The organism is Flavobacterium sp. UBA2787 (assembly GCA_002352205.1).
Taxonomy (GTDB): domain Bacteria; phylum Bacteroidota; class Bacteroidia; order Flavobacteriales; family Flavobacteriaceae; genus Flavobacterium.
The window spans coordinates 219,697-233,682 of sequence record DEHZ01000002.1 but is presented as its reverse complement, the minus strand read 5'-3'; the positions used below and the strand labels follow the sequence as shown (position 1 = coordinate 233,682).

11 protein-coding genes are annotated in these 13,986 nt (G+C 33.0%); 2 read left to right on the top strand and 9 right to left on the bottom strand.

Going from position 1 to position 13,986, the window contains the following annotated elements:
* Position 1 precedes the first annotated feature (1 nt).
* From B4N66_RS01375 to B4N66_RS01360, 4 genes are read right to left on the bottom strand one after another with little or no spacing between them, the layout of a single operon-like run.
* A complete protein-coding gene (locus B4N66_RS01375; RefSeq protein ID WP_291091952.1) occupies positions 2-460 on the bottom strand; it encodes a thioredoxin family protein in 459 nt (152 codons plus the stop codon).
* Positions 461-505: 45 nt separating this feature from the next.
* Entirely contained in the window at positions 506-2,038 is a 1,533-nt protein-coding gene (locus B4N66_RS01370; protein WP_291091951.1) for a peptide MFS transporter, read from the bottom strand.
* A gap of 10 nt (positions 2,039-2,048) precedes the next feature.
* Positions 2,049-3,656, bottom strand: a complete 1,608-nt coding sequence (locus tag B4N66_RS01365) for a peptide MFS transporter (RefSeq protein WP_291091950.1) — start codon at positions 3,654-3,656, stop codon at positions 2,049-2,051.
* 8 nt (positions 3,657-3,664) lie between these two features.
* Positions 3,665-5,839, bottom strand: coding sequence for a S9 family peptidase (locus B4N66_RS01360; RefSeq protein WP_291091949.1), 2,175 nt, complete (start codon positions 5,837-5,839; stop codon positions 3,665-3,667).
* Positions 5,840-6,022: 183 nt separating this feature from the next.
* On the opposite strand from B4N66_RS01360, the gene B4N66_RS01355 reads away from it, so the two are divergent.
* The gene (locus B4N66_RS01355; protein WP_291091948.1) at positions 6,023-7,339 is read left to right on the top strand and encodes a hydroxymethylglutaryl-CoA reductase, degradative; all 1,317 of its coding nucleotides are present in this window, start codon (positions 6,023-6,025) and stop codon (positions 7,337-7,339) included.
* 6 nt (positions 7,340-7,345) lie between these two features.
* Positions 7,346-8,257 carry a GYDIA family GHMP kinase gene (locus B4N66_RS01350; RefSeq protein ID WP_291091947.1) on the top strand — a complete coding sequence of 304 codons (912 nt, stop codon included), beginning with the start codon at positions 7,346-7,348 and terminating at the stop codon, positions 8,255-8,257.
* Positions 8,258-8,310: 53 nt separating this feature from the next.
* On the opposite strand, the gene B4N66_RS01345 is transcribed toward B4N66_RS01350, so the two are convergent.
* The 5 genes from B4N66_RS01345 to B4N66_RS01325 form a co-directional block, all read right to left on the bottom strand.
* Positions 8,311-10,413, bottom strand: a complete 2,103-nt coding sequence (locus tag B4N66_RS01345) for a peptidylprolyl isomerase (protein ID WP_291091946.1) — start codon at positions 10,411-10,413, stop codon at positions 8,311-8,313.
* A 165-nt stretch (positions 10,414-10,578) separates the two neighbouring features.
* A complete protein-coding gene (locus tag B4N66_RS01340) occupies positions 10,579-11,850 on the bottom strand; it encodes a hemolysin family protein (protein ID WP_291091945.1) in 1,272 nt (423 codons plus the stop codon).
* 6 nt (positions 11,851-11,856) lie between these two features.
* Entirely contained in the window at positions 11,857-12,048 is a 192-nt protein-coding gene (locus B4N66_RS01335; RefSeq protein ID WP_291091944.1) for a hypothetical protein, read from the bottom strand.
* Between the two features lie 12 nt (positions 12,049-12,060).
* A complete protein-coding gene (gene lptC, locus B4N66_RS01330) occupies positions 12,061-12,615 on the bottom strand; it encodes an LPS export ABC transporter periplasmic protein LptC (RefSeq protein ID WP_291091943.1) in 555 nt (184 codons plus the stop codon).
* Between the two features lie 3 nt (positions 12,616-12,618).
* Complete coding sequence (locus tag B4N66_RS01325; protein ID WP_291091942.1) at positions 12,619-13,974, bottom strand: tetratricopeptide repeat protein; 1,356 nt, start codon at positions 13,972-13,974, stop codon at positions 12,619-12,621.
* Between the last annotated feature and the right edge of the window lie 12 nt (positions 13,975-13,986).

Below are 13,986 nucleotides of genomic sequence, written 5' to 3'. Positions count from 1 at the left end.
TTTAAATTGCTTTTAATTCTGCTAACAATTGATCTGCTTGATAATAACCTACAATTACTTTGGCAATTTCACCTTTTTTATCTAAAACATACATCGAAGGATAACCTTCTACTTTTAGAAATCCGGTAAATTCGTGCATGCTGTTTCTTCCTTTTCGGTTGGCATCATAACCCGGGTTAGCATATTTTTTACCTTTGTAATTCACTTCATTATTTCCTTCTCCATTAAATTTTACAGCATAATAATTGGCATTAATATAGTCTGCAAATTCTTTGGTTTGGAAAGTATTTTTATCCAACATTTTGCATGGCCCACACCAATCAGTATAAACATCCATAAAAATTGGTTTTGGATTTTTCTTTTGTAAAGCCATCGCTTCATCAAAAGTAACCCACTTAATTTCTTGTGCTTGTGCGAAAGACACGGTTATAAAAGCAATAAGTAAGAATATCTTTTTCATATTAAATTATTTTAAATTCTTTATTTTCAAAAATGATGCCGAAAATTATCGAACACCATGCATTAGTTTTTTGATGATTGGATTTAATGCCGAGATTAAAATCCCCATTCCAATCGGAACAATTGTAAAAATAAGGAAAAATGTGCTTAATGAATATTCATTGGAAATTTTTTCAATCATTCCTCCCATTGATCCGGCTAATTTATTACCCATAGCGATGAAAAGGTAGTAAATTCCAAACATTACTCCTATCCATTTTGCAGGAACCAATTTACTCACATACGACAATCCGACAGGTGATAAACAAAGTTCTCCTAAGGTGTGGAATAAATAAGCTAAGATTAACCAAACCATACTGACACGTACAAAATCTTCTCCGGACACAATGGATTGAGCTCCGAAAGCTAAAAATCCGAATCCTAAACCTAGAAGAATTAATCCTACTCCAAATTTAACTGCACCGGGCAAGTTGTATTTACTTTCCCATAATTTGGAAAACATTGGGGCAAAAATAATGATAAATAATGAATTCAATATTCCGAACCATGTTGCAGGAACTTCTGTTTCAGTAGCTGTAAATTCTCGGTTTACTTTCCAAATTACAATTCCCCAAATGATTACAAAGCTCAAAGAAAGAATAATATTTCCTAGAGAATATTTTGCGAAAGTTTTAGAAAACAATTTAGCCAACACATAAGTGATTATTCCCAATGGTAAAATAGTCAAAATTGCATCAATAATTTTAAATGAATAACCTGCGTTTCCTTCTAAAATTCGCTGCGTATATTTTTCTGCAAAAATAGTCATAGAACCACCGGCTTGTTCAAAAGCTGCCCAAAAGAAAACAGTAAAAATTGAAAAAATGAAAACTACAATCATTCTATCTCTTATGATATTTGATGGAGTATGATCAACTTCATCTGATTTGATTAGGCTTTTGTTTGTTGGAGAAAGTCCAACTTGCCCAAAAATATTTTGTGTAAAATAGAATTGTAACATTCCGAAGAACATAAAAATTCCGGCTAATCCGAAACCTAAGCTCCAAGAAACTTTTTCACCGATGTAACCACAAAGCATAATTCCTAAAAAAGCACCGGCATTAACTCCCATATAAAAAATGGAATAAGCACCGTCTTTCTTTTCAGGATGATCTTTGTACAAATGGCTAATCATAGAAGTCATATTTGGCTTAAAAAGACCGTTTCCGATGATTAAACATCCTAAACCAATATATAAAAACAATTCTGTTTCAAGTGCCATTGATGCGTGACCTAATGTCATAATAAATGCACCAATAATAACGGCCCAGCGATAGCCTAATAATTTATCTGCCAACAAACCTCCTAAAACAGGCGTTAAATAAACTCCCATGGTGTAGGTTCCGTATAAACCCATTGCTCTTTCGGTTGTCCATTCCCAACCGCCTTTATCAAATGTTGAGATTAAGAAAATAACCAAAATAGCCCGCATTCCATAGTAGGAAAAACGTTCCCACATTTCGGTAAAAAAGAGAACAAACAATCCGGCAGGATGTCCGAGAACTTGGTCTTTAAAGAAGTCGTTAGAAGATGTATTCATAAAAAAGTTGTTAGTTGTTTAATTCTTTGTCAACCCCATTCATCAATTTTTTGATTAATGGAGATAAAATTAATAATAGGAAACCAAATCCGATTCCTGTATAAAATAAATATTCAAATAGTTTTAAGTAACTCTGTTTGGCTAAATTTAAATCGGGAGCTTCTCCATTCGCTGTATCTATTGCGGCTATATTAGCTAGAATTCCGGCAATAAATTCTGAACTTGCGGTTGCTAAAAACCAAACCCCCATCATAAATCCAACTATTTTTGCAGGAGATAGCTTTGTAACAGCAGACAATCCAACAGGGGATAAGCACAGTTCTCCCATCGTGTGTAATAAATAAGTTATTACTAACCATATTGCAGCCACTTGACCTAATCCGGATAAATTAATTCCTAAAACTAATGAGCCAAAACCTAATCCGACCAACATTAATGCTAATGAAAATTTTACAGCTGTGTTAGGATTATATTTACCCATTTTAACCCAAAGCCAAGCAAAAACAGGAGCCAAAATAACGATAAAAATTCCGTTTAAACTTAAGAACTGTCCAGCATCCGGTTGCATAACATATTCTGTAAATACCAAAAATTTATCTGAAAAAGGATTTAGGTTCCAAAAACTAAATTCAAACAAAGTTCTATCCATTGCTCTATCAGCAAAGAAGTTTAATGAGGTATATGCTTGTTCAAACAACGCCCAAAAAATCACTGTAAAAACAATCAATATTGTAAGTGCAAAAAGCCTTTCTCTATCTACTTTACCTAACTGAGTAATTGCATAATAAACTATGTATATAAATGATATTGCACCAGCAACAATTAATAAATTTTGAACGACACTATGGCTTTGAACCATTTGCCAAATTACAACAGTAGAAAGTGTCGCTAAAATATAAATTAAGTATTCATTTTTAATTCCAAACACTTTTTTCTCTAGAGCAAGCGGATTTGTTGATTCTCCTTTACCTTGAAAATATTTTCTTCCATAAATAAATGTAATTAGACCAAAAAACATCCCGACACCTGCTGCCCCAAAGCCATAACTCCATCCGTATTTTTCTCCTAACCAAACACAAATTATAGTAGAAAGAACAGAACCTAAATTAATACCCATATAAAAAATAGTAAAACCTGAATCTCTTCTGTTATCACCTTTTTCATAAAGTTCACCTACTAAAGATGATATGTTTGCTTTTAAAAACCCAACTCCTATTATGATAAAAGCCAGAGATAAATAAAATACTTGTAAAGCAAAAGTATCTTGTTCGATTACACCTTGAATTGATTTTGTGGCTGCATTTCCTTCATAAGCCATTCCAATATGACCTAAAACTAATAAAATACCACCGAAAACAATAGCTTTTCTAAATCCAAGATATCTATCGGCTATAAAACCTCCAACAACTGGAATCGCATACACTAAAGCGGCATAGCTACCTACTAACAAATTACTATTGGAATCGGTAAAAAGATGATATTTCGTAAGATAAAAAACCAACAACGCCTTCATCCCATAAAATGAGAAACGTTCCCACATTTCTGTAAAAAATAAAATAAAAAGTCCGATTGGATGTCCGAATAATTCTTTTTTGTCCAGCGAAGTATCGTTTGTCATAAGTTTGATTATAAATTAGCTTTAAGGTAGTTAGTCATTTTAGTATATAATTGTAAGCGTATTTTTCCGCCGTAAATTCCATGATTGGTATCTGGATAAATAGCTTGGTCAAATTGTTTGTTGGCCAATTGCAACGCACGAATCATACGAGTTGCATTTTGAAAATGTACATTGTCATCTGCCGTTCCGTGAATGATCAGGTAATTTCCTTTTAATTTATCAACGTGATTGATGGGAGAATTATCATCATACCCACTTGCGTTTTCTTGTGGCGTTTGCATATATCGTTCCGTATAAATCGTGTCATAAAAACGCCAATTGGTCACAGGAGCAACGGCAATGGCTGTTTTAAATACGTCATTTCCTTTTAAGATACAGTTGCTTGACATAAATCCTCCGTAACTCCAACCCCAAATTCCAATTCGGGTTTTGTCGATGAAAGGATAATTTCCGAGAACTTTTGCGGCATCAATTTGATCTTCAACTTCGTATTTTCCTAACTCTTTTTGAGTCACTTTTTTGAAAGCTGCTCCTTTGAATCCGGTTCCTCTTCCATCTACACAAGCTACCAAATAGCCTTCTTGAGCCAGCATCATATGCCAAAAATCATTCGCTCCCAACCATTGATTGGCAACTTGTTGTGAACCCGGTCCGCTATATTGAAATAATAATAATGGATATTTTTTAGAAGCATCAAAATCTTTTGGTTTGATGATGTAAGCATTTAATTTATGCCCTTTTTCGGTCGTTAATTCGAAAAATTCTTTGGTGGGAAGATTGTAACTTTCTAATTTGGAAGCTAATTCTTTATTATCAACTATGGATTGAACTTGCTTTCCGTCTTTGGAATTGTGTAATGTGAACGAAGTTGGTTCGGTTGAACTGGAAAAAGAATTGATAAAATATTGAAAATTCGGACTAAAAGTTGCCTTGTTGGTTCCGGTTTTATTCGTTAATCGAACTTTATTCTTTCCGTCTAATTTGACTTTATAAACATCACGATTAATTGAACCATTTTCAACCGATTGATAATAAACTTGTCCATTTTTCTCATCAAAACCGTAATAGGAAGTCACTTCCCAATTTCCTTTCGTGATTTGATTGCGAAGTTTTCCGTTTTTGTCGTAATGATAAATGTGATTAAATCCGTCTTTTTCGGAAGTCCAAATAAAACTATTGTCTTTCAAAAAGGTCAAATTATCGGTTACATCAACATAAGCGGCATCTTTTTCATTTAAAACAACTTTTGTACTGCCGGTTTTAGCATCAACAAAAAGTAAATCTAAATTATTTTGATGACGGTTTAACACTTGAATGCTTAATGCATTGGCATCATTTGTCCATTTCATTCGAGCAATATAAAAATCATTATACTGACTCAAATTGATGTTTTTGGTTTGATTTGAAGCTATTTCATACGTATGCAAAGAAACCAACGCGTTTTTTTCGCCCGCTTTCGGGTATTTAAAAACTTCTTGCGAAGGATATAATTCTTTCCCAAACACATCCATTGAAAATTCAGGAACATCAGTTTCATCAAATTTAATGTAGGCTAAATGTGTGCTTGAACTATTCCAATCAAAAGCTCTTACGAAAGCAAACTCTTCTTCATACACCCAATCGGTAATTCCGTTAATGATTTGATTTTTCTTTCCATCAGTAGTAATTTGAGTATGTTTATCGGAAGCTAAATCATACACATATAAATTATTTTCAAAACCGTAGGCAATCTTTTTTCCATCCGGCGAAAACGTTGGTTCTTGAATTTTATAATCGGCTACTTTTTGTAATTTCTTCGATGATAAGTCATAAATATAAAAATCAGCCACAGAAGAATGTCGGTAAATTTGTTCCGAATTCAAAGCAATCAGCAATTGCGTTTCAGTTGAATTGAATGTGTAACTATCAATGGATTTTAATTCTGAATGATTTTTCGTATCAACAAGCGTGCTCACTTTCTTCAACGTAGCAAAATCGTACAAATCGATTTGAAAAGTATTGGAATTTCTGTCAAAATTTAAAACAGTATATTGATTGGTATTTTTGAGAGCTTGCAAAGCGTCCATCCCTTTTGTTCGGAAAGTTCCTGAGGACCAGATGTCTTCTAAAGTAATTTTTTGCTGAGCAATGGCGGTCGCCGATACAAGAAGTAAGAAACAAACGAGTTTTGAGAATTGATTCATTTTTGATGCATTAAAAAAAGATTCAATTTTAGTGAAAAATTCGGAATAAATCGTGTTTTTTTCTGTTAAATAGCAATTTTTGGAATTTTGAATGGTTTGGAATTAAAAGAATCTTATTATCATTTTGAAAAACCGCTCTAAAATTTTTTCTTCATTATCTTTGCACCACAATAAGCAACAAAAATGAACCACGAAATTTCCGGATTTTCTAAATTATCCAAAGTTGAAAAAATTGAATGGATTGCAAAACAGTATTTTTCACAACCTGAAGAAGGTATTTCATTAATCAAAAACTATTGGAATACAGATGAAAAACTGCAACAATTGCACGACGAATTCATCGAAAATACGATTTCCAATTTTTATTTACCGTTGGGAATTGCACCGAATTTCAACATCAACGGAAAAAATTATACCGTTCCGATGGTGATTGAAGAAAGTTCGGTTGTGGCGGCTGCGGCTAAATCGGCTAAATTCTGGTCGAAACGTGGCGGATTTAAAACGACGGTTTTGAACACCGAAAAAATCGGACAAGTTCATTTTATTTATAAAGGGGATAAATCAAAATTAGTTGCTTTTTTTAATCAAACGAAACCAAAATTCTATTCAGAAACGGAAAGCATTACTAAAAATATGCAAAAACGCGGTGGCGGAATTTTGGATATTATATTGAATGATAAAACCGCTGAACTCGAAAATTATTATCAGTTGCATGCTACTTTTGAAACCAAAGATAGCATGGGAGCAAATTTTATCAATTCCTGTCTGGAACAATTTGCCAAAACCTTGAAACAAGAAGCTCAAACTTTTGAAATTTTTTCGGAAGAAGAAAAAAACATCGAAGTGGTGATGAGTATTTTATCGAATTATGTGACGAATTGCATTGTTCGAGCAGAAGTTTCCTGTTCAATTGAAGATTTAGCCGAAAAACAAATCGAAAACCCAAAAGAATTTGCCGAGAAGTTTGTTCGAGCCGTTCAAATTGCACAAATTGAACCTTATCGTGCCGTAACGCACAACAAAGGCATTATGAACGGAATTGATGCCGTAGTTTTAGCAACCGGAAACGATTTTAGAGCTGTTGAAGCCGGAGCACACGCGTACGCAAGTCGAAATGGAAAATACAGTAGTTTATCGCACGCTAAAATTGAAAACGGTATTTTTAAATTTTGGTTAGAAATTCCATTAGCACTAGGAACCTTGGGCGGATTAACCTCGTTGCATCCATTAGTGAAATTGAATTTAGAAATTTTAGAAAAACCATCGGCTCGCGAATTAATGCAAGTTGTTGCCGCTGTTGGATTAGCACAAAATTTTGCTGCCTTGCGATCATTGACTACGAAAGGAATTCAGGAAGGTCATATGAAAATGCACATCAACAATATTTTAAATCAATATCATGCTACTGCAGAAGAGAGAATAAAAGTAGCGGAGTATTTTAAAGATAATACGATTTCACACGCTTCTGTAGCGGGATTTTTGGAAGAAATTAGAAAATAAATCACCTTGAAACAAATCTTTTACAGCAACGGAAAATTACTCTTAACCGGAGAATATGTAGTTCTTGATGGAGCTTTAGCTTTAGCTTTACCAACAAAATATGGACAGAATTTAACCGTAGAAACAATTCCATCAAAGCAAATTCTATGGAAAAGTTTTGATCAAGACGGAAGCACTTGGTTTGAAGATGAATTTACGTTTGACGAAATCATCAACAAACCTTTTGATGCAGAAAATTCAGTTCGAAATACGTTGCTGGAGATTTTGAATGAAGCTTTTCAAATGAATCCGGATTTTTTAGATAAAAATGGTTTCAAGATCGAAACCAATTTGACTTTTCCAAAAAATTGGGGTTTGGGCACTTCTTCCACATTAATCAACAACATTGGGCAATGGTTAAACATCGATGCTTTTGAATTGTTGAACCGAAGTTTTGGCGGAAGTGGCTATGATATTGCTTGTGCAAAAAGAGATTCGCCAATCGTTTATCAATTATTAAATAATCAACCTCAGTTTAAAACGGTTGAATTTTATCCGGAATTTCGAAACAACTTGTATTTTGTTTATTTGAACCGAAAACAAAGTAGTAAATCGGCCATTGCCAATTACATCAACAACCAACACAACATTGGAAAAACCATTGAAAAAATCAATAAGATTACAAATTCTGTCCTTTCCTCTTCCGATTTAAAGTCCTTTGTTTATGATATGGAAAAACACGAGAGTATTATGAGCGAGGTGCTGGAAACCATTACCATCAAGGAAGCCTTTTTTTATGATTTTAAAGGCGTAATTAAGAGCTTAGGAGCTTGGGGTGGAGATTTTGTGCTTGTCGTTTCAAAAGATGATCCCAGCGGGTATTTTAAAGAACGAGGTTTTGAAACTATTCTTCGTTATGATGAAATGATATTAAAATAAAAAAATCCCAACCTTATGAAGAGTTGGGATTTTAAATTCAATACAGTTTAGAATTAATAATTAAACTGCAATCTGTTATCTTTAATTTTAGCTTTATCTTTTAATGCTCCAAACACTCTACCTACAGCAGAAGCGTTTTGAGATTTTAAAGTATTCACTTGAGTTGTAAAATCTTTAGCAGGCAAAGGCTCTGTTACTTTAGTAGTTTTAACCACAAATACACTCGCATTACCTTCAATTGGTGCAGAAAGTTTGTTTGCTGCCGTTCCAAAAGCTGTTCCAACTACTTTAGGCTCATATCCCGCAGAAGCTACTGATGGATTTTCTAACGTAACATCTGTAGCCGTTTGCACTTGAACAGCATTAGCTTGAGCAATAGCCTCCAATGAAGTTGCTTTCATTTTTGCCATGATTTTCTCAGCTTTCTTTTTGTTCTTTAAAATTGGTTCTACTTGAATTCTTGCGTCTTCAATAGCTAATAAACCTTCTTCGTTTACCTTTTTCAATTTAGCAATTAAGTGACCCACTTTAGGTAATTCGAAACGTTTTACATCATTCACATCCGTATTTTTTTCAAAAGCCCAACGAATAACTTGTCTTTGCGAACCATATTGACCTAACATTTCGTCTAATGCTTTTACACGAACAGATGGATTAACGGTTAATTTAGCTTCTTTTGCAGCAGTTTCAAATGATTTTTCGTTAGCCGCTAATTCAAATTTCACTGCGTTAGTATATGCATTTTCAGAAGTTTTTTCTGAAGCTTCAATTTTTTGAGCGATAGTTGCTAATCGAATTGCATCTTGTTTGTCGGTTACTTTGATGATGTGATAACCAAATTCAGTTTCTACTAAACCAACTTTTCCAATTGGATTGTTGAAAACGAAATCATTAAATGCAGGAACCATTTGACCAGGTCCGAAGAAATCTAAATCTCCACCTTTTTGTGCAGAACCTTGATCTTCAGAAGCTGTAAATGCTTGCATTGTAAATGCGTCAGGATTTGCGGTAACTTCTGCCAAAATTCCTTCTGCTTTCACTTTTGCTTCTTCTTTAGTTCTGTCTTCTTTTGGTTGAGCTCTTGAACCTGTGAAACTGATTAAAATATGACTTGCCCTTGCTTTTGCTCCTGCTTTTCTTCCCATCGAACGGCTTAAAGCAAAATACTCACCATATTGATATGGACCATAAACTTGTCCATCGGCTAAGTTGAAAATAGCTTCTGCATGTTCAGCGGGTAAATCTGATTTTCCGATATAAGTTGAATCGTAAGGAAATTGAGAATTTTCATTTACAAATTTAATAACATCAGTTGTAGCTGAAAAACTTGGAATAGTATCATTTGAATTTGTTTCCTTATTATAGATTGCTCTTGAAGTTAAGAATGAATTCAATTTATTTTTGATATCATTTTTATCAGCTTCAGAAGGTTGATCCTCAATAACAACATATTCTATTTCGCGAGTTTCGTCTGCTTTGTATTTTTTCTCATTCTTTTTCATGTACTCGATAATTTCTGCATCAGAAACTTTCACATCGCTGTCTTTTACTGAAGAATAAGGAACGGCAACAAAATCAAAAGTAACTTTTTTGTTTTCTAAATTATATTTGAATTTAGCATCATTTTGAGTTGTAAAAAATCCTGACTTAACCAAACTGCTGTACAATTGGTATTTTGCATTGATATTTGCATTTTCTTCAACATTTTGAAAATAGTCCTTTTCTTGTTGATTTGAGCTTGCTTTTATGTATTCTCGGTATTTATTGATATCAAATTGCTGTAATTCATTTTGAAAAGAAGGATTTTGGCCAAAATTAGGGTCTGATTTCAATGTCTCAATCAAGTGGTTTTCACCAATTCTGATGCCTAACTTTTCAAGTTCTTCTGTTAATAAGGCAAGGTTGATTTCTTGATTCCAAACTTGATTAACCGCTTGGGTGTTAGACATTCCTTGACCTGATTTTTCTGCATTTCCTACTTTCATTCTAAATTCTTCAAACGGAATATCTTTCCCATTAATGGTTCCCACATTGTTTGAAGTTTGGCTAAAACCGCCACTTTGAATTACATCTGCTAATACAAAAGAGAATAATGCCAACGCAATAATCACTATAAGAATAAATGAACGTTGTCTAATTTTTCCTAAAATCGCCATTTCTATTTATGTTTAATTTTATTTCAGTTTGCGAAAATACAATTATCTGTGAAATAATTATAAAGAATTCAATATATTTTGTGGATTTTTTACACAGCGAAAAATAATGCTACTCAATAAAGAAGAATATTCGCTTTTATAACTTCAAAAGCCAATTGATTTAATTTAATCTGAAAAATCAATTATCATTTTTACCAACTCAATTTTCTTGTTAGAAGCTTCTTCCACTAAAAACTGAAAATTATCAATTTCTATCACTTCGCCTTTTTGTGGAATTTCTTTAACATGATCAACAATAAATCCTCCTAAAGTTAAATATGAATCATCTTCAGGGATATTTAATTTATATACTTCATTAATATATTCAACATCCAAACGAGTAGAAAATCTGAACTCTTTTTCACTTAATTGTTCTTCAATCAACGTTTCATCAGAATCGTGTTCATCTTGAATTTCTCCAAAAAGTTCTTCAACAATATCTTCAATGGTAATCATTCCGGAAGTTCCGCCATATTCATCTAACACAATAGCAACACTTTTTCTTTTTTTGGTTAAAAGGTTCATGACATCTTTTATAAACATTGTTTCTGGAACAAATTCTACCGGAATCATGACCGATTTGATTGTTCTGGGTTTTCGAAACAATTCAAACGAATGCACATAACCAATAATATCATCTAATGAAGATTGATAAACCAGTACTTTAGAAAAACCTGTTTCAATAAAAAGTGCTTTTAATTCTTTAACCGAGTCATGAATTTCTACGGCAGAAATTTCGGTTCTTGGAATCATAATATCCCGAGCTTTTACGCCTGAAAATTCTAAAGCATTTTGAAAGATTTGAATTTCAGAATCAACCGTATTGTGGTCTTCAACTGAATTCATTTGCTCTGAAATAAAATTTCCTAATTCTACTTTACTGAAAAAAAGTTGTGCTTCATCTCCTTCGGTTTTGAATAGTTTTCTAAGAAAAAAGTCGGAAATCCAAATTACAAAAGAAGAAATATAATAGAGTAATTGATAAAAAACATAAGCAGGAACAGCAAATATTTTAATAAAGGTATTGGCATAAATTTGAAAAAACACTTTTGGTAAAAATTCGGCTGTAACCAAAATAATTGCTGTTGAAATAAGTGTTTGAATCATTAAAACCTGAAATGGCAAATCATCACTATTGATGAATTGTGGGTAAATTAATTTAATAATTAAATCACCCATAGTAAAGCCATAAATTACTAAAGTAATATTATTTCCCACCAACATAGAGGCGATGAACTTTGATGGATTTTGGGTTATTTTGGTTAAAATTTTAGCCACAAACCCATCTTGCATTTTTTCAATACCCAGATACACTTTATTGGAGGAAACAAAAGCAATTTCCATTCCGGAAAAAAATGCCGAAAGCAGTAAACAAATTAAAATTATACTAATTTCCATGACGTTTTATTTTTTGTCACGATTATCCATTTTATTTAAAAATCGTCTTCTGAAAAAGAACATAAAAATGGCCATCGCTGCAAAAAAGAACATCAACCACGGACTTTTTTCCTCGGAGTTTAAATTTGTAAAACCTTGGTAAATAAAAAATCCGGCTGCAAAAAGATAAAAATATTGAATGTATTTTAAGTAAGTCATGTTTGTTGTCGTTTATTCGGCTTCGTTAATTACACCGGAAACTTTTTGAAAGTTTATTCGTTTAAAATCTTTACTAAAATCTAAACCATCACCTTGGGTTTCTCCTTTGTATGGGTCTGTAAATTTAAACTTTTTTTCTGTAAAAAACCATTCGTTTTTTTGGTCGTAATACAATTGTTCTGTTTCCAAATATTGCCCTCCTTCAGATGTCATTCTAACATTGCCTTGCATGTCAATAATATCTGTTCCTTTGAACGTAACGGCATAATCCGATTTGATAAAGTTTTTTTTACCATCTTGATCATACAATGTGACTTCAATTCCTTTTGGAAACTCTGTAAAAGGATAAAGAACTGTTCCGTAATCCATCATTTTCGGACTTACCATAATGGCTTTAATTCTACCGGAGTCGGTATATTTTAGATTGACAGAATCTGCTTCGCCGGAAGCCATAAATTCTGACACATTAATCCGTTGGATATCCTTAAAATTGCTTTGGCAACCAAAAAACAATGTCACAGCAAAAACTGTGACACTGATATTGATTATTTTGTGTATGCGAAGCATAGTTTATAAGTTAGGAACAGTAACGCTTCTTCCCACCCAACAACTAAAACGGATTGTTTCACCTGCTCTACCTGAACTATGAATTTCAGCTCTTGTTGGAGCTAATTTATCATACGATGATGCTGCTGCGTTACCAGATGATGTTCCTGCTTTTCTAGCAGTTTGAGACGCTAACCAATAGATCGCTCTTTTTTCGAAAGGATCGTTTCCACATTCGTTAGCACTGTTTGCGTAAAGCTGAGCGATAAAAACGTGAGCTTCTCCATAAGATGGCTTTGCAGCTAATGCTTTTTCTGCATAAGATCGTGCTTGAGATTTATTACTGCTACCATATATATTTCTTGCAATAGTGTAATATACGTTTGCCTTTTTAGTATTGTCTTTTTGCAATTCAGCAGACTGGTTAAAATACTCTAATGCTTTAGTTGTATTCTTTTTGTTGTAAAAAGAAACACCAAGATTATAAGCAGATTCTGCAGTTGGGTTTAACGCATGTAATGCATCTGAAATTTTAGAAAACAATGGATCAGAAGCACATCCTTTTTTATCTAAACGATCTGCAGCTCTTTTTAACCATTCTGCGTCACCTTTTTTCTCTTCAAAGCTTGCTCCTAAAAATGGCACCAATCGATCACATGTTGACAATTGAGCAATTTTATTATCCATGCTCGTTCTGATAGTTTGAAAAGCGTCTAAGTTAATTTGGTTAGCATTCTTAACGCTAGCTTCTTTTTTAGTTAACTCTGTACCGGTTTCTTCTTTTTGTAAAATAACATCTAACTCATCAGAAAGTTTTTTCTCTTCTTCATCAATTTTATCTGAAATTTCATCATACTTGTTGAATAAATCTTGTAACTGAATACCTTTTTTACCTGATTCAAAATCATTTACATAAATTTCAAAATAAACATATAATGCTTTTGCATTTGTAAAGTTAGCTCTATCTGTTTTGAAAGCATCATCAAGTATATTATACACTTCTTCCGGAGTTCCAACATTGTTTTCGAACAATGCCATTGCTTTTCTTACTTTATTTCCTCTGTTATTGTCAGGAAAATGAGTATCAAACTCTCCATACATTTTTACCAAATCACGAACTTCAGTTTCTTTTTCAGCAGGTGTTTTGGCATTTTCAATACGGTAATTTAAAATTTGCTCTCCTCTAATATATATTGCATTGTGAAAAGATGCACAATTTTTTCGAGAATACATCCATGGTTCATAAGCCGCTGTAAAATCTTTTGCTTTACAAAGCTCATTAAAAATGGATAATTTTTCTGCACAATCAGCGGCGTTCTGAGCCTTTCCATTCATCATTCCAATTAGAAACGCAAATACAATAATTAATTTAGTTTTCATAGTTATAAAATT

Bases quoted from the DNA above. Each gene is read 5' to 3' on its own strand.
- B4N66_RS01365 (WP_291091950.1), bottom strand. From the start codon at position 3,656: ATGACAAACGATACTTCGCTGGACAAAAAAGAATTATTCGGACATCCA.
- B4N66_RS01340 (WP_291091945.1), bottom strand. From the start codon at position 11,850: ATGGAAATTAGTATAATTTTAATTTGTTTACTGCTTTCGGCATTTTTT.
- B4N66_RS01355 (WP_291091948.1), top strand. From the start codon at position 6,023: ATGAACCACGAAATTTCCGGATTTTCTAAATTATCCAAAGTTGAAAAA.
- B4N66_RS01345 (WP_291091946.1), bottom strand. From the start codon at position 10,413: ATGGCGATTTTAGGAAAAATTAGACAACGTTCATTTATTCTTATAGTG.
- B4N66_RS01325 (WP_291091942.1), bottom strand. From the start codon at position 13,974: ATGAAAACTAAATTAATTATTGTATTTGCGTTTCTAATTGGAATGATG.
- lptC (WP_291091943.1), bottom strand. From the start codon at position 12,615: ATGCTTCGCATACACAAAATAATCAATATCAGTGTCACAGTTTTTGCT.
- B4N66_RS01335 (WP_291091944.1), bottom strand. From the start codon at position 12,048: ATGACTTACTTAAAATACATTCAATATTTTTATCTTTTTGCAGCCGGA.
- B4N66_RS01375 (WP_291091952.1), bottom strand. From the start codon at position 460: ATGAAAAAGATATTCTTACTTATTGCTTTTATAACCGTGTCTTTCGCA.
- B4N66_RS01370 (WP_291091951.1), bottom strand. From the start codon at position 2,038: ATGAATACATCTTCTAACGACTTCTTTAAAGACCAAGTTCTCGGACAT.
- B4N66_RS01360 (WP_291091949.1), bottom strand. From the start codon at position 5,839: ATGAATCAATTCTCAAAACTCGTTTGTTTCTTACTTCTTGTATCGGCG.